General features: G+C 72.7%; 19 protein-coding genes and 1 tRNA gene. 12 read left to right on the forward strand and 8 right to left on the reverse strand.

The window, feature by feature from the left end; all coding sequences use genetic code 11:
- Window positions 1–5: 5 nt before the first annotated feature.
- From ACQPY4_RS33755 to ACQPY4_RS33780, 6 genes are read left to right on the forward strand one after another with little or no spacing between them, the layout of a single operon-like run.
- A complete protein-coding gene (locus tag ACQPY4_RS33755) occupies window positions 6–1,004 on the forward strand; it encodes an ABC transporter ATP-binding protein (RefSeq protein ID WP_433327939.1) in 999 nt (332 codons plus the stop codon).
- A 42-nt stretch (window positions 1,005–1,046) separates the two neighbouring features.
- Window positions 1,047–2,009: an alpha/beta hydrolase family esterase gene (locus tag ACQPY4_RS33760; RefSeq protein ID WP_433327941.1), complete on the forward strand. Its 963-nt coding sequence runs from the start codon at window positions 1,047–1,049 to the stop codon at window positions 2,007–2,009.
- A gap of 49 nt (window positions 2,010–2,058) precedes the next feature.
- Complete coding sequence (locus tag ACQPY4_RS33765) at window positions 2,059–3,243, forward strand: amino acid deaminase/aldolase (RefSeq protein WP_433327943.1); 1,185 nt, start codon at window positions 2,059–2,061, stop codon at window positions 3,241–3,243.
- A 17-nt stretch (window positions 3,244–3,260) separates the two neighbouring features.
- Window positions 3,261–3,917 carry an SIMPL domain-containing protein gene (locus ACQPY4_RS33770; RefSeq protein WP_433327945.1) on the forward strand — a complete coding sequence of 219 codons (657 nt, stop codon included), beginning with the start codon at window positions 3,261–3,263 and terminating at the stop codon, window positions 3,915–3,917.
- Window positions 3,914–5,185, forward strand: a complete 1,272-nt coding sequence (locus ACQPY4_RS33775; protein WP_433327947.1) for a glycoside hydrolase family 4 — start codon at window positions 3,914–3,916, stop codon at window positions 5,183–5,185. Before ACQPY4_RS33770 ends, ACQPY4_RS33775 begins: the two co-directional genes overlap by 4 nt.
- Window positions 5,186–5,217: 32 nt before the next feature.
- Window positions 5,218–5,475 carry an anti-sigma factor family protein gene (locus ACQPY4_RS33780; RefSeq protein ID WP_433327949.1) on the forward strand — a complete coding sequence of 86 codons (258 nt, stop codon included), beginning with the start codon at window positions 5,218–5,220 and terminating at the stop codon, window positions 5,473–5,475.
- Here the strand turns inward: ACQPY4_RS33780 and ACQPY4_RS33785 are convergent.
- The gene (locus ACQPY4_RS33785; RefSeq protein ID WP_433327951.1) at window positions 5,438–5,728 is read right to left on the reverse strand and encodes a DUF3618 domain-containing protein; all 291 of its coding nucleotides are present in this window, start codon (window positions 5,726–5,728) and stop codon (window positions 5,438–5,440) included. The two genes, ACQPY4_RS33780 and ACQPY4_RS33785, sit on opposite strands and share 38 nt — an antisense overlap.
- A gap of 129 nt (window positions 5,729–5,857) precedes the next feature.
- Here ACQPY4_RS33785 and bcp point away from each other — a divergent pair, with 129 nt between their 5' ends.
- The 6 genes from bcp to ACQPY4_RS33815 all read left to right on the forward strand — a co-directional run bounded on the left by bcp (window position 5,858) and on the right by ACQPY4_RS33815 (window position 10,456).
- A complete protein-coding gene (gene bcp, locus ACQPY4_RS33790) occupies window positions 5,858–6,325 on the forward strand; it encodes a thioredoxin-dependent thiol peroxidase (RefSeq protein WP_433327953.1) in 468 nt (155 codons plus the stop codon).
- Between the two features lie 57 nt (window positions 6,326–6,382).
- A tRNA-Leu gene (locus ACQPY4_RS33795) sits at window positions 6,383–6,455 on the forward strand.
- Between the two features lie 148 nt (window positions 6,456–6,603).
- Window positions 6,604–7,575, forward strand: a complete 972-nt coding sequence (locus ACQPY4_RS33800) for an anti-sigma factor RsbA family regulatory protein (RefSeq protein ID WP_433327955.1) — start codon at window positions 6,604–6,606, stop codon at window positions 7,573–7,575.
- Window positions 7,576–7,655: 80 nt separating this feature from the next.
- The gene (locus ACQPY4_RS33805; protein ID WP_433327957.1) at window positions 7,656–8,573 is read left to right on the forward strand and encodes an MEDS domain-containing protein; all 918 of its coding nucleotides are present in this window, start codon (window positions 7,656–7,658) and stop codon (window positions 8,571–8,573) included.
- 20 nt (window positions 8,574–8,593) lie between these two features.
- Window positions 8,594–9,514: an anti-sigma factor RsbA family regulatory protein gene (locus ACQPY4_RS33810; protein ID WP_433327959.1), complete on the forward strand. Its 921-nt coding sequence runs from the start codon at window positions 8,594–8,596 to the stop codon at window positions 9,512–9,514.
- A 66-nt stretch (window positions 9,515–9,580) separates the two neighbouring features.
- On the forward strand, window positions 9,581–10,456 hold the full coding sequence (locus ACQPY4_RS33815) for an MEDS domain-containing protein (RefSeq protein ID WP_433327961.1): 876 nt from the start codon (window positions 9,581–9,583) through the stop codon (window positions 10,454–10,456).
- A 3-nt stretch (window positions 10,457–10,459) separates the two neighbouring features.
- Here ACQPY4_RS33815 and ACQPY4_RS33820 read toward each other — a convergent pair whose 3' ends face one another.
- The 7 genes from ACQPY4_RS33820 to murI all read right to left on the reverse strand — a co-directional run bounded on the left by ACQPY4_RS33820 (window position 10,460) and on the right by murI (window position 15,043).
- Window positions 10,460–10,948 (reverse strand): hypothetical protein, encoded by a 489-nt coding sequence (locus tag ACQPY4_RS33820; RefSeq protein WP_433327963.1) that lies wholly within the window; start codon window positions 10,946–10,948, stop codon window positions 10,460–10,462.
- Window positions 10,938–11,462: a SigE family RNA polymerase sigma factor gene (locus ACQPY4_RS33825; RefSeq protein ID WP_433327965.1), complete on the reverse strand. Its 525-nt coding sequence runs from the start codon at window positions 11,460–11,462 to the stop codon at window positions 10,938–10,940. Before ACQPY4_RS33825 ends, ACQPY4_RS33820 begins: the two co-directional genes overlap by 11 nt.
- A 13-nt stretch (window positions 11,463–11,475) precedes the next feature.
- Window positions 11,476–11,997 carry a hypothetical protein gene (locus ACQPY4_RS33830; protein WP_433327967.1) on the reverse strand — a complete coding sequence of 174 codons (522 nt, stop codon included), beginning with the start codon at window positions 11,995–11,997 and terminating at the stop codon, window positions 11,476–11,478.
- Window positions 11,998–12,088: 91 nt separating this feature from the next.
- Window positions 12,089–12,694 carry an RdgB/HAM1 family non-canonical purine NTP pyrophosphatase gene (rdgB, locus tag ACQPY4_RS33835; RefSeq protein WP_433327969.1) on the reverse strand — a complete coding sequence of 202 codons (606 nt, stop codon included), beginning with the start codon at window positions 12,692–12,694 and terminating at the stop codon, window positions 12,089–12,091.
- Window positions 12,691–13,410, reverse strand: a complete 720-nt coding sequence (rph, locus tag ACQPY4_RS33840) for a ribonuclease PH (protein WP_433327971.1) — start codon at window positions 13,408–13,410, stop codon at window positions 12,691–12,693. Before rph ends, rdgB begins: the two co-directional genes overlap by 4 nt.
- A 21-nt stretch (window positions 13,411–13,431) precedes the next feature.
- The gene (locus ACQPY4_RS33845) at window positions 13,432–14,181 is read right to left on the reverse strand and encodes an MBL fold metallo-hydrolase (RefSeq protein ID WP_433327973.1); all 750 of its coding nucleotides are present in this window, start codon (window positions 14,179–14,181) and stop codon (window positions 13,432–13,434) included.
- Between the two features lie 31 nt (window positions 14,182–14,212).
- Entirely contained in the window at window positions 14,213–15,043 is an 831-nt protein-coding gene (gene murI / locus ACQPY4_RS33850; RefSeq protein WP_433327975.1) for a glutamate racemase, read from the reverse strand.
- Window positions 15,044–15,104: the final 61 nt, after the last annotated feature.

The raw sequence follows: 15,104 nt of genomic DNA on the forward strand, positions 1-15,104 counted from the left end.
CGGGCGTGACCAAGAGATACGGCGCGCACCTCGCGCTCGACGCGGTGGACGTGTCGGTCGCCAAGGGCGAGATGCTCGCCCTGCTCGGCCCGTCCGGCTGCGGCAAGACCACCCTGCTGCGCTGCGTGGCCGGGCTGACCGAGGCCGACGGCGGGACGATCGCGATCGGCGGCGCCGACGTGTCGGGGATGCCGGCGCGCAGGCGGCCGATCGGGATGGTGTTCCAGTCCTACGCGCTGTTCCCCAACCTGACGGCGGCGGGCAACATCGCCTTCCCGCTGTCGGTGCGGCGCCGCCCGAAGGCCGAGATCGCGGCCCGCGTCCAGGAGCTGCTCGCCCTGACCGGCCTCGAGACGCACGGCGACCGCCTGCCCAACCAGCTGTCGGGCGGGCAGCAGCAGCGGGTCGCGCTGGCGCGGGCCCTCGCGCCCGATCCCGAGGTCCTGCTGCTGGACGAGCCGCTCTCGGCGCTGGACGCGCAGGTCCGCACCCGCCTGCGCGACGAGGTCCGCCGCATCCAGCACCAGGTCGGCATCACCACGATCTTCGTCACCCACGACCAGTCGGAGGCGCTGGCGATCTCCGACCGGGTCGCGGTGATGAACGCGGGCCGGATCGAGCAGTGCGCGCCGCCGCCGGAGATCTACGCCGCTCCGTCCACCCGGTTCACCGCGGGGTTCGTCGGGAACCGCAACACGCTCGAACTGGACGTGTCCGGCGGCCGGGTGGCGTGGGGCCAGGCGTTCGAGGTCGAGGCGCCCGAGGGCGAGCGGGCGCTGTGCCTGTTCCGTCCCGAGGACGTGGAGATCACCCCGGACGGTCCCGGCCTGCCCGCCACCGTCGACGTCAAGGTGTTCCTCGGCGCGGTCACCCGTGTCTACGCCACCGCCGGGGGGACCACGGTGTTCGCCGACATCTCCTCCCGCGCGGCGAACGCCCTGGCCGAGGGGCAGGACGTCCGTGTGCGCGTGGCGCCGGACCACGTCCAGGTGTTCGCGGCCTGAGCGACAAGTTTGCCGTTCCCCAGCAGGGTTAGATTCGGACACATGCGCCGACTCCTCCTGCTGGTCATGGCCGTCGCCCTCGTCCTGGCGGGATGCAGCGACACCTCCCGCGACAAGGACAAGGACAAGGGAAGACCGGGGGCGGGCAAGCGTCCCGCCACCGTGGACGGGATCCCGACCGCGACCGGAACGCACAAGCAGGAGCTGGAGGTCGGCACCCCGGGGCACCGCGAGTACCTGCTGCACGTCCCGCCGAAGCTGACCAAGGGCAAGTGGCGGGACGGGAAGCCCGCGACGCCGCTCCCGCTGGTGCTGGCGCTGCACGGCGGGCTGGCGAACATGAGCAAGATGCGCCAGCTGACCGGGTTCGACCGGATCTCCGATGACCGGGGCTTCCTGGTCGCCTACCCCGACGGCTTCATGACCACCTGGAACGCGGGGGGCTGCTGCGGCGCGGCCAAGATCGGGAACATCAAGGACGTGGCGTTCCTGTCCAAGCTGATCGACCGGCTGACCGGCTCGGGGCTGGCCGACCCCGGCCGCGTGTTCGTCTCGGGGTTCTCCAACGGCGCCGGGATGGCCTACCGCCTGGCCTGTGAGAAGCCGGAGAAGGTGGCCGCGATCGGGGTGGTCGAGGGCGCGCTGGCCACACCCTGCTCCCCCGACCGGCCCGTGTCGGCGATGATCTTCCATGGGACGGCCGACCGGAGCGTCCCGTTCGGCGGCGGGGGCCGCATGGACTTCAACGACGGACGCCCCTTCCCCTCGGTGGCGTCGGCGGTGGAGTTCTGGCGCAAGAACGCCGACCTGCCCCGGCCCGAGCGCGGGCTGGCGGCCAAGGGCGTGGCGAGCACCGAGTGCGAGACGACGGGCAAGGGCGCGGGCGGCGCCGAGGTGGCGTTCTGCACGATCGACGGCGGGACGCACCGCTGGCCCGACGGCGCGTCCTCGGCGCTCTGGGACTTCTTCGCGGCGCACCCTCGGGTGAAACAGCCGCCCTCCTGAGATGTGAATCGCATTCATGTTCTCCGGGTTTTGTGGCAGTGTGTGAGCCATGGACCTCCGCCAGCGTTACGACTCGGCCACCGTCGGTCTCGAAGCCCCCTTCGCGATCGTCGACCTGGAGGCGTTCCGCCGCAACGCCGCCGCCCTGGCCCGGCGCGCCGGGGGCAAGCCGATCAGGATCGCGAGCAAGTCCGTCCGCTGCCGTGCCCTGATCGAGGAGGCCCTCACCCTGGACGGCTTCGCCGGGCTCATGGCGTTCACCCTGCCCGAGGCCCTGTGGCTCGCCGGTCACGGCGTCAGCGACGACATCCTGGTCGCCTACCCCACCACCGACCGGACGGCGCTGGCCGCGCTGGCCCGCGACGAGCACGCGGCCCGCACCGTGACCGTGATGGTCGACTCCCCCGAGCACCTCGACCTGATCGAGCGCAGCGCCGGGGGACGTCCCGTCCGGGTCTGCCTCGACATCGACGCCGCCTACCGCGCGCTCGGCGGGCGCGTCCGCGTCGGCGCCCGCCGCTCCCCCGTCGTCACCCCCGCCCAGGCCGCCACGATGACCGAGCGGATCCTCAAGCGTCCCGGCCTCGAACTCGTCGGCCTGATGGCCTACGAGTCGCAGATCGCCGGGGTGGGCGACGACCCGCCGGGCAACCCCGCCCGCGCCAGGGTCATCCAGGCCATGCAGCGCCGCTCCCGGCTGGAGCTGGCCCGCCGCCGCGCCGCGGTCGTCCGGGCCGTCCGCGAGCTGACCGACCTGGAGTTCGTCAACGGGGGCGGCACCGGCAGCGTGGAGAAGACCGCCGCCGAGCGGGCCGTCACCGAGATCGGCGCGGGCTCGGGGCTCTACCACCCGCACCTGTTCGACTACTACACCAACTTCACCGGACGCCCCGCCGCGCTGTTCGCCCTGCCCGTCGTGCGGCGTCCCGGCCCCGGCGTGGTGACCTGCCTGGGCGGCGGCTACCTCGCCTCCGGTCCCGGCGACAGGATCCGGCTGCCGCTGCCGTACCTGCCGTCCGGGCTGTCCTACGACCCCAACGAGGGCGCGGGCGAGGTGCAGACCCCGCTGCTCGGCGCCGCCGCCGACCGGCTCGACCTCGGCGACCGCGTCTGGTTCCGCCACACCAAGGCCGGGGAGCTGTGCGAACGCTTCGACGCCCTGCACCTGGTCGAGGGCGACCGCGTCGTCCGGTCCGTCCCCACCTACCGCGGCGAGGGCCGGACGTTCCTGTGAGCGGCTAGGTTGGCGGTATGACCGACGCTCCGCTGATCAGCGTCCGCGGCGAGGCCCTCCTGGAGGTCCAGCCCGAGATCGCCCGGCTCGACGTGCACGTCCAGTCGCAGGAGGGCAACCGCCGCAAGGCCCTCGACCGGCTCTCCGAGCGCAACACCGCCTGCCTCGACCTGGTGCGTTCCTACGGCGAGGCCGTGGAGAAGGTCGAGACCGGCGGGCTGGCGATCACACCGATCATGAACCGCCGCGAGCGGGACGTCCGCGCCTACCGGGGCACGGTCTGGATCAAGGTCACGGTCGCCGACTTCGCGATCCTCGGCGAGCTGGTCGCCCGGCTCGGCGACCTCGAACGCGCCTACGTCCACGGCCCCCACTGGGCCCTGCGCCCCGACAGCGAGGTCTACCGGCGGGCCGCCCGCCAGGCCGCGCACGAGGCCGTCGCCCGCGCCCGCGGCTACGCCGAGGCCCTCGGCTCGCGCCTCACCGGCCTGGTCGAGCTCTCCGACGAGGGGATCGGCGACCGCGACCTGCCGATGGCCTACGAGATGCGCGCCATGGCCGCGGGGGCGGACGGCGAGCCCGAGGCCATCGACCTCGAACCCGAGGTGCAGACCGTCCGCGCGGCCGTCGTGGCCCGCTTCACCGGCACCGCGCCCGACCTGGACGCCCCGTGAGGATCGCCGTCGTCGGGGCGGGCAGCGGCTACATGCCGGGGGTGATCCGCGGCCTGCTGCACCGGGCCGACGACCTGGCCGGGACGGAGCTGGCCTTCCACGACCCCGACGCCGCCGCGCTCGACGTCATGACCAGGCTGGCCCGGGGCATGTTCGCCGCCCGGGACGCCGCGTTCACGGTGACGTCCCACACCGCGCTCAAGCCCGCGCTCGACGGCGCCTCCTACGTCTTCACCACGTTCCGTCCGGGCGGCATGGCGGCCCGCCACCTGGACGAGTCGATCCCGCTGCGGCACGGCGTCGTCGGCCAGGAGACCGCCGGGCCCGGCGGCTTCCTCATGGCCTGCCGGTCGATCCCCGTGCTGCTGGAGATCGCGTCCCTGGCCGGCCCGGACGCCTGGATCGTCAACTACACCAACCCGACCAACGTGGTCACCGACGCCGTCGCCCGCCACACCGGCGCCCGCGTCGTCGGCCTGTGCGACCAGCACGTGGGCGACACCGAGATGTGGGCCGGGCTGCTCGGGCTGCCCGCCGGCCGGCTGGAGGCCGACTGGATCGGCCTCAACCACGCCACCTGGGCCGAACGCCTCCGCCTGGACGGCGCGGAGCTCGACCTGCCCGCGCTGCTGGACGACCTCGACGTGCCCGGCGGCGGCGCCACCCCCTGGCGCGACCCGTCCCGCATGGCCGACCTGGCCAAGGCGCTGGGCTTCCTGCCCAACTCCTACGCCAAGTACTACTTCTTCCACGACGAGGTGGTGCGCGAGCTTCGCGAGAAGGGCACCACCCGCGCCGAGGACATCCAGGCCATGCTGCCCGCCTACTACGAGCAGGTCCGGGCCGAGGCCGTCAAGGCCGATCCCGATCCGAGCCGCGAGCGCGGCGGCGGCGAGCACGGCGAGTTCGCCGTGGACGTCATCTGCGCCCTGCACCGCGACGAGGGCCGCCGCATGATCGTCAACACCCCCAACCGGGGCGCGATCGCCGGCCTCCCCGACGACGCGATCGTCGAGGTCCCCGCGCTCGTCACGCGGTCCGGCCCGATCCCGCTGGTCATGGGCGCGCTGCCGGGGCCCGTGCGCGGGCTCACCCGGGCCATCCACGAATACGAGCGGCTGGCGTCCGACGCCGCCGTCACCGGTTCCCGCCGCGTCGCCCTGCAAGCCCTGATGGCGCACCCCTTCGTGCGGAGCAAGCCGGTCGCCGAGCGCATCCTCGACGAGGGCCTGGCCGCCCACCGCGCGCACCTGCCCCAGTTCGCCTGAACGGCGCCGCCCCCGGCACCGTATTCAAGGGCGTGGGAGGAATCGACTGCGGCGACTACCGTCTCGGCCTCGGCGTCTTCGCCCTGGGACGGCTCACCGGCGCCGAGGCGGGCGCGCTGAGCGCGCACCTGCGCGCCTGCCCGTCCTGCCGCGCCGAGCTCGCCGCGCTGCGCGAGGTGGTGGACCTGCTGCGCCGGGTCCGCAAAGGCAGAGGCGCCGGTCGCGGATCGCGGACCGGCGCCTCCCTGCCTCTCAGCGGCGCTTGCGTCTCCAGACGACCAGCGCGGTGACCGCCACCGCGACCCCGACTCCCGCGAGCAGGATCCGGCGGTCGGGCTCCCCGTCCTTGTCGGGGGGCGCGATCATCGTGTTGACCGTCTTGGCGACCTGACCCGCCTCTTCCTTCAGGCGCTCCATGCCCTTGTGCGCCACGTTCCTGGGGTTGACCCGGTCCGCGAGCTCGTCGATGGTCAGCGCCAGCTCCCGGCGGGTGCGCTCGATCTCACGCTCCAGCGCCTCCGGGTCGCGGGACCTGTCAGCCATGCCGTGTTCCTATCGTTCTGGGGCTCAGCGACGCATGATCCGCACAGTCTTGCAGGTCTGCCTCCGAAACGCCCGCACGACCCCAGACGGTAGGTTGGACCCGACCATCCGACAGAAAGGCGGGCCCTGGTGTCCGAGCGGTTGCAGCCCGGCGATGTCGCCCCCGAGTTCGAGCTCCCCGACGCCGACGGCAACCCCGTCACGCTGGCGTCCCTGCGCGGGAAGAGGGTCGTCCTCTACTTCTATCCCGCGGCGATGACCCCCGGTTGCACCAAGGAGTCGGTCGACTTCCAAAGCGGCCTCCCCGAGTTCGAGGCGGCCGGCGTGACCGTCGTGGGCGTCTCCCCCGACAAGCCCGCCAAGCTGGCCAAGTTCCGCGAGAAGGAGGGCCTGACCTTCCCGCTGCTGTCCGACGTCGACACCGAGACCCTGCGCGCGTACGGCGCCTACGGCGAGAAGAAGCTCTACGGCAAGGTCGTGGTCGGGGTCATCCGCTCGACCTTCGTGATCGACGCCGAGGGCAAGGTCGACAAGGCCTACTACAACGTGAAGGCCACCGGGCACGTCGAGCGGCTGCGCCGCGATCTCGCGGTGTGACCCGCCTGGAATAATCGATGGTGCCCGTGGCCGGCCGGAAGCCATGATTCCGGTGTCGGGGTCGTAGTCCAACGGCAGAGACAGCGGCTTTAGGTGCCGTCCAGTGCGGGTTCGAATCCCGCCGACCTCACTCGCACGCCATGTGCTCGTCCGCGCACGCTCGGGTCCATCATCTGAAAAACGTGCCCTCCCCGAACTGTTCCGGTGCGGCTTAGTCTTGTCTGGTCCGTCCGCCGGGACGGGCTCTTCCGGACCGAGACCGACGCAGGTGGGGCACCGTGAGCGAAACCTTCTCCCATCGCGTGCTTCCCTACGACGGCATGGACGGTTTCCTGGCCGGGACACTCCCCTTCCTCCACGAGGGCATCGCCGCGGGCGACCGCGTCCTCGCGGTGACCTCGATGGGCAGCGAGCTGCTCCTGCGCGACGCGCTCGGCGGCCTGGCCGAGAACGAGGTGGAGTTCGTCGACTCGGCCGACTTCTACGCCCACCCGGCGCGCACGCTCGCCGACTGCCTCGGCGACGCCGAGGCCGCCGCCTCCCGCGGACGGCGACTGCGAATCCTGGGCGAACCCGCCTGGACGGGCCGCACCGCGCTGGAGACGCGGGAGTGGCAGCGCCTCGAGGCGCTGGTCAACGTGACGTTCGCCGACACCGGCGCGGCCATCCTGTGCGCCTACGCGGGCTCGCTGCCCGCGGGCGTCCTGGCCGCGGCGCGCCGGACGCACCCCGAATCGGTGCGCGGCGCGAGCGTCCTCAAGAACCCCCACTACATCGACCCCTGGTCCTACAGCGCGCAGTGCGACCACGGCGCCCTTCCCGACCCGCCGCCCGAGGCCGACGAGTTGCCGATCGACAACCCCGACCTGTACTGGCTGCGGGCGTACGTCAGCGAGTTCGCCCGGCGCACGCCGCTCCCCGACGAGGACCTCCAGCGGCTGCTGGTCGCGGTGACCGAGGTGATGACCAACGCGCTGCGCCACGGCGCTCCGCCCTACCTGCTGCGCATGTGGGTCGACCCGGCCGAGCGGGCGTTCGTCTGCGAGGTCAGGGACAAGGGCGCCTGGGAGCGCGGAGCGGGGCACGGGCTCGTCCCGCCGCGCCCCGCGGGGCCGGGACGGTTCGGCCTGTGGGCCGTCCGGCTGCTCTGCTCGATCGTCCAGATACGTACCGGAGACGGAGGGACGGTCGTGCGGATGATGTTGCGCCTGCCCGCCGTCCCCGCCGCCCTGCCGAGCAACAGAGCGTGAGGGACCCGATGCAACCGGCTTCCAATTCCCCCCGAGCGGCGTACTCTGAACCCACCCGCAACGACCCCGATCGGCAGGGCATGGACAACATCCAGTTCGCCAGGCGACCCGTCGGCGCCATCCGGCCGGGCGACCACGGCTGGCTGCCCTACAGCGGCACCGAAGAGCGCGACACCGTCGTCGGCCCGTTCGTCGCCGAGGCGCTGGAGACCCAGGAGAAGGTCGTTTACGTCACCGACGCGCGGCCCGAGCGGCTGCCCGGTCTGAGATCCCTGTCGCGCCTGGCGCTGTGCGGCTTCACCGAGTCCCGCCAGCTGCGGATCATCCCCAGGGCCAAGGCGTGCCTGGACGACCGCGGCCGGTTCGACCCCGACCTGATGCTCACCACGCTGCGGGGCGAGTTCGAGCGGGCCTTCGACGAGGGCTTTCGCGCCGCGCGCCTCACCGTCGACTACACCTGGCTGCTGCGCAGGCCCGGCGGCGCCGCGCTGACCCAGATGCTGGGGTGCGAGCACCATCTCGACGACGCGGTCGCGCCCAGCACCATGGCCATGGCGCTGTGCCAGGTCGACCGCAACGCCTGCCTGCCCGACGAGCTCGCGGCCCTGCGCGCGAAACACGAGGTCCTGGTGGAGGCCGATCCCCAGTACGACGACGGGGTGCTGAAGATCGCCCGCACCTTCGACCCGCCGGGCCTGCGGCTGGAGGGCGAGCTGGACGCCGTCCGCCACACCGCGTTCCTGGAGGAGCTGGTCCGCCTCCAGCGCGTGCGGCGCGCGGTGCACCTGGACTTCTCCGAGCTCGGCTTCATCGACCTGGCCGGGCTGAACCTGCTCTCCCAGCACGCCACCGCGCTGCCGGACGGCGGCGCGCTGATCCTCGACCATCTTTCGTCCAACGTCGAGAACGTCATCCAGATGGTCGGCTGGCACCGGCTCCCCGGGCTGGCCCGAGGGCAGGAGAACGGCGAGACGGGCACGGGAGGCGCGACCAAATGACATCGGAGCGGCGCGACCCTATGACACTGGAGCACCGGGCGTTCCTGTACTCGGGAGCCGACGACTTCCTCGCGGGGGCCGCACCCTTCCTGCGGTCGGGCCTGGAGCGCGACGAGGCGGTCGTGGCCGTGGTGCAGAAACCGGGGCTGACCGCCCTGCGCGACATCTTCGGCGAGAAGGAGGTCGAGTTCTACGACTCGGCCGAGTTCTACCTGCATCCGGTCCGGACGCTGAAGTCCTACCAGGAGCTGGTGGACGCCAAGAGCCCCCGCCGCGTGTGCGCGCTGGCCGAGCCGGTCTGGCGCGACCAGACGCCGCGTGAGCGGCTGGAGTGGGCGCGCTACGAGTCCCTGATCAACGTGGTGTTCCGCCACTCCGGCGCGCGGGCGCTGTGCCCCTACGACAGCGACGCGCTCTCGTCGGAGGTGCTCGACCAGGCGCGCCGCACCCACCCCATGGTGGTCGCGGGCGACGGACCCACCCGCGACAGCGGCGACTACGTCGACCCGCAGCTGTTCGGCGCGGCCTGCGACCGGACGCTCCGTTTCGAGCACCCGCGCGGCACCGAGTACCTGGCGATCGAGTCCGACGACCTGCACACGCTGCGCTCGTTCGTCGGCGAGCGGGCCCGTGCGCACGGGCTGGTGGGCCAGGCCGGGCAGAACCTGGTGACCGCCGCGAACGAGGTGGCCGCCAACGCGCTGAACCACGGCGTCCCCCCGATCGGCCTGTGGATCTGGCCCGATGGGCCCGAACTGGTCTGCGAGATCGGCGACAACGGCTACTGGCGGCCCGACTCGGGCTCGCTCACCGGATACATCCCGCCCGACTCGGCGCTCCAGCGCGGCTTCGGGCTGTGGACGGTCCGGCTGCTGGTCGATCTGATGGAGCTGCGCGCGGGATGGGACGGAACGTTCGTCCGGCTCCGCGTCCGTCGTTGACCGAGCCGATGCGACCGATGACGGCGACCGGGCCACGGCCGGCCCCGTACCGCGCCTCGTAGGCCGGTGAGCGCGGTGGAGAGCGAGATGGGCACCCTCTGGTCGGTCAGGAGGGCGGTCCGCGATCTGCGGCCCGGCGACCATGCCTGGCTTCCGTTCGTCAACGAGGAGGAGCGGCGTCATGTCGTGGGCTCCTTCGTCCGCGGCGGGCTGGGCGCCGGCGAGAAGGTCGTCTACCTGGCCGCGTCCATCGACTCGCCCGTGCCCGGCGTGGCCGGGCGCGTGCCGTCCGGGCTGCTGACGGTCGTCGCCCTGAACGACGCGCGGCGTCCCGACGGCCACTTCGACCCGCGCACGATCCTGGAGACGCTCGGCAAGGAGATCGAGCTGGCCGAGCGACGGACCCACGGCCCCATCCGGGTGACCGCCGAGATGACCTGGGCGGTGCGCCGCCCCTACGGCCTGGAGCAGCTGCTGGGCTGCGAGCGCCAGGTCGAGCGGATGGTCGGGCCCAGCACCCGCGTCACCACCATCTGCCAGTTCGACCGGGGCCGGTGCCGTCCGGACGAGCTCGACGCGCTGCGCAACGCGCACAGCGTCCAGGTGGTCGCCGACCCCGAGTTCGAAGACCCCGTCCTCGGCATCGAGCGGACGTTCCGTCCCCCCGGGCTGGCGCTGAGCGGCGAGCTGGACGCGTCGCGGCACGCCGTGCTCGACCGGGCCCTGGCGCCGCTGATGGCCGGCAACCATCCCAGCGTCCATCTCGATCTGTCCGGGCTGTCCTTCATCGACCTCGGCGCGCTCAACCTGCTGGCCGACCGCGCGGGCCGCCGCTCCGACGGCGGCGGGCTCGTCCTGGACCGCATGTCGCCCCAGCTGCGCACGGTCATGGACGCCGTCGGCTGGGACATGCTCCCCGGCCTCAGTTACGGCGACTCCTGAGCCCTAGCCCGTCGGCGCGGGCTCCGTCGGCGTGGACGACGGGGTGGGCCGGATGTTCGACGGATGCGAAGGAAGCGGCGACTCGGGATGCTTGGTGGGGCTCGGCGTCGCTTCGCCGGTGGGCAGGGGCGTGGGCTCCTCGGGCGTGGCCGACGGGGTCTGCACACCGGGCGGGTACACCGGCGGTAGCCCCCCGGACGGCGGGTACGTGGGCAACGGGGCGATGGGCGTCGGCTGGACGGTCCGCGACGGCGGGGCCACGGGCCTGGGCGCGCGTTCCTGCCGCGGGCCCGGCCAGAGGAACAGCGCCACGATCACGACGACGGCCGCCGTCGCTCCGGCCGCGACCATCGGCAGCGCCCAGCGCCGCCGGGCGGGCCGCCGCTGGGGACCGGCGTCCTGGAGGCGCCGGACCAGCTCACCGTCGGCGTGGATCTCGTCGGCGGCCCGCCGGTAGTGGTTCCTGAGCAGGGTCTCGAGCTCATCGTTCATGTGCCCGGCCCTCCTTCACGTTCTCGCGCAGCGCGGCCATCGCGCGCGCGGTGTGGCTCTTGACGGTGCCCCGGGAGATGCCGAGCGCCTCGGCGATCTCGTGCTCGCCCAGGTCGCACCAGTAGCGGAGCACCACCACGGCCCGCTGCATCGCAGGCAGCGCCCGCAGCACACCGTCCAGTTCCCCCGCCTGGGCGCCCGGCGCCTGGAGGCCGCCGGCCAGCCGTTCGAGGTCGGCCGGGGTCCCGGCCGGAAGGTCGCGCCGGCGCGACCTCTTCTTGTTCTCGTCGATGGCGAGGTTGACCAGGACCCTGCGCGCGTACGCCTCGGGGTTGCCCGACGACACCCGTTTCCACTTGCGGGCGACGCGCTCGTAGGTGACCTGGAGCAGATCCTCGGCCAGATGCCGGTCATAGACGAGGAACATCGCGGTGCGCAGCAGGCGACCCGCGGTGGCGGTCACGAACTCCTCGAACGTGATCTCGGCACCGCGGGTCTCCTGAGTGCTCAGCATGAACAGCCCGCACCTACTTCACGGGCGGGACGGCCGCCGCGGGCCGCGTGGGGATGGGGGTCGGCGCCACGGTCGGCTCGGGCGGGACGGGGGTCGCCGACGGGGTCGCGTCCAGCTCGCAGCGGTAGGGCGGTTTGGCCGGCTTGACCTCCCATTGGGGCACCTCGGTCGCCGCCGGCGGCTTCGACGGCGTCGGCCGCACCTTGGTCGGGGTCGGGCGCGGCTTGGGCGGCTTCGACGGGGTCGGCCTGGCCGTCGGCACCTTGGTCGGGGACGGCCTGGGCTTGGGGGGCTTGCTCGCCGTGGGCGTCGGCCGCGGCTCGGTGGGCCTGGTCGGTGTGGGGCACCAGGTCGGCGAGGGCGTCGGTTCGACGGGAGCCGTCGAGGGTCTCGGCGCCCCCGTGGCCGAGACCTGGCGGACGGACTGCGTGGCGTCGGCGGAGGAGATCCAGATGCCCGCGGCCAGCAGCCCGGTGCCTCCGGCTCCGGCGACCGCGACCAGCAGCCGGCGGCTCGGACGACCCTTGTCGATCATTTCTCTCCTAGGGGGAAGACAACGTCTACACCCCCTTAAACCCCCGGCCCGCGCTCCCCGGTTGTCATGATCGGAAAAATTCTCGGATCGGTCAGCGGGCGGTGGCCAGCGCGCCCGGGATGATCTCGGCGAGGGCGCGGAAGGCGCGGCCGCGATGGCTGATCGCGTCCTTCTCCTCGGCGGTGAGCTCGGCGCTGGTGCGGGTGTGGCCGTCCGGGACGAAGACCGGGTCGTAACCGAAGCCGCCCTCGCCCCGGGGAGCGGCGATGATGCGGCCGTGCATCCGGCCCTCGACGCAGTGCTCGACACCGCCGGGGATCACCAGGGCGGCCGCGCAGACGAAGTGGGCGCCGCGCCGCGCGTCCGGGGTGTCGGCGAGCTGGTCGAGCACCAGCTCCAGATTGGCGCGGTCCTTGTCGCCCTGGCCGAAGCGCCCCGACCAGCGGGCCGACAGGACGCCGGGCATCCCGTTCAGCGCGTCGACGCACAGGCCCGAGTCGTCGGCCACGGCGGGCAGACCGGTGTGGGCGGCGATCGCGCGCGCCTTGAGCAGGGCGTTGCCCTCGAAGGTCGGCTCGGTCTCGGCGACCTCGGGGGCGCCGGGGAAGTCTTCCAGGCCGGCGACGGGGACCTCCAGGATCCGGCGCAGCTCGGCGATCTTGCCCGCGTTGCGGGTGGCGAGGACGAGCCCGGTCATCCCGCCAGGGCCTCGCTCTGGATGCGGGTGAGGTCGGCGCAGCCACCGGCGGCCAGGTCGAGCAGGGCGTCCAGCTCGGACCGGTCGAACGGGGCGCCCTCGGCGGTGCCCTGGACCTCGACGAAGCGGCCGTCGCCGGTGCACACGACGTTCATGTCGGTCTCGGCGGCCACGTCCTCCTCGTAGCACAGGTCGAGCCGGGGCTGGCCGTCGACCACGCCCACGCTGATCGCCGAGACGGAGGTGACGAACGGGTCGCCCTTGACAAGACCGCGCCCGCGCATCCAGGTCACGGCGTCGTGGAGCGCGACATAGGCCCCGGTGATCGCGGCGGTGCGGGTGCCGCCGTCGGCCTGCAGGACGTCGCAGTCGAGCTGGACGGTGTTCTCGCCGAGCGCCTTGAAGTCGATACAGGCCCGGATCGACCGGCCGATCAGCCGGGAGATCTCCTGGGTGCGGCCGCCGAGCCGGCCCTTGACCGACTCGCGGTCGTTGCGGGTGTTGGTGGCGCGGGGCAGCATCGCGTACTCGGCGGTGACCCAGCCGAGACCGCTGTCGCGCCGCCAGCGGGGAACCGAGTCCTGGACGGACGCGGCGCACAGCACCCGGGTGCCGCCGAACTCCACCAGCACCGAGCCCTCGGCGTGGTCGAGCCATCCGCGCTGGAGACGGACGGGCCTGAGCTGGTCGGGTGCGCGATCATCGGGACGGGCCATGCGAGCAACCCTAGTCCACGGTCACAGGTCGTAGACGGCGCCTACGCGGGCCAGGTCGATCTCGCCCTGGTAGCCGCTGGACTTGGCCTCCACCAGCGAGCGCTCCGCGTCGTTCCAGGGGACCAGATGGGTGAGGACCAGGCGTCCGACCTCCGCCTCGGCCGCGTGCTCCCCCGCCTCCCGCGCGGTGAGATGCAGGTCGGCGGGCAGGTCGGGCCCTTCGAGGAAGGACGCCTCGCACAGGAAGAGGTCGGCGCCCCTGGCCACGTCGACCAGCTCGGCCGCGGCGCCGGTGTCGCCGGAATAGGCGACCGAGCGTCCCCCGTGCTCGATGCGGAAGGCGTACGCCTCGACGGGATGCGGCATCAGCGCGGTCGTCACCCGGAACGGGCCGATGTCGTAGGGCCCGCGGCGCAGGTTATGGAAATCGAACGTTCCGGTCATGCCCGGATCGGGGTCGAGATCGTAGGCCCGGGCCATCCGCAGGGCGGTGCCGTCGGGGCCGTGGACGGGGATGCGCGGGAGCGGCCCGTCCGGACGGTAGGTGCGCGCCACCCAGTACCCGCACAGGTCGAGGCAGTGATCGGCGTGGAGATGGGAAATGCAGACCGCGTCGACGTCGTACAGCGGATGGAACCGCTGCAGGGAGCCGAGTGCGCCGTTGCCGAGATCGAGCAGCAGGGAGAACCCCTCCGCCTCGATCAGGTAGCACGACGCGGGGCTGTCCGGACCGGGAAAGCTGCCGGAGCAGCCGATCACAGTGACCCGCACGCTCACTCCTCCTCTTGTTTCTCCCGAGGAATCAGGTGGTCAGTGCCCTGGTGTCGATGGTCTCCACCAGGCCGATCTCCGGCCCCAGGAAGCGGCGGCCGAGCACGGCGAACACGTCGGGGTCACCGGTCGCGCGGAACCGGTGCGCGGGCGGGGACGTCGCCTCGGCGCGGGCCAGCTCCCGGTCTTGCAGCACGCGATACACGTCCTTGGCGGTCTCGTCGGCACTTGAGACCAGTGTGACCCCGTCGCCGACGACATACGAGATGACACCGGCCAGCAATGGGTAATGCGTGCAGCCGAGGATGAGGGTGTCGCACCCCGCGTCGACGATCGGCGCGAGGTACTCGCGCGCGGCGGCGAGCAGCCCGTCGCCCATCGTGACGCCGTCCTCGACGAAGTCGACGAAGCGGGGGCAGGCCACGCTGGTCAGCTCGATGTGCGGGGCGGCGGCGAAGGCGTCGTCGTAGGCCCGGCTGGTCACGGTGGCGTGGGTCGCGATCAGCCCCACGCGGCCGTTGGAGGTGGCGCGGGCGGCCCGGCGGGTGGCCGGGTTGATCACCTCGACGACCGGGACCTCGTAGCGTTCCCGGGCATCGCGGAGCATGGCGGAGCTGGCGCTGTTACAGGCGATGACCAGCATCTTCACGCCCTCGTCCACCAGCCGGTCGAGCATCTCCAGGGCGAACGAGCGCACCTGGGCGATCGGCCGGGGCCCGTAGGGCTGCCGGGCGGAGTCGCCGAGGTAGAGCACGGGCTCGTTCGGCAGCTGGTCGAGGACCGCGCGCGCGACGGTCAGGCCCCCGAAACCGCTGTCGAAGATTCCGATCGGCTGGTCCGACCGGCAACCGGATGCTGACATGGGGCACAAGGCTAGGCGACCAATCGTGCTCAAGGCGCGTCATGCGTCGTACATCACACGG

The sequence above is a fragment of the Spirillospora sp. CA-294931 genome, from assembly GCF_050946795.1.
Taxonomy (GTDB): Bacteria; Actinomycetota; Actinomycetes; order Streptosporangiales; family Streptosporangiaceae; genus Spirillospora.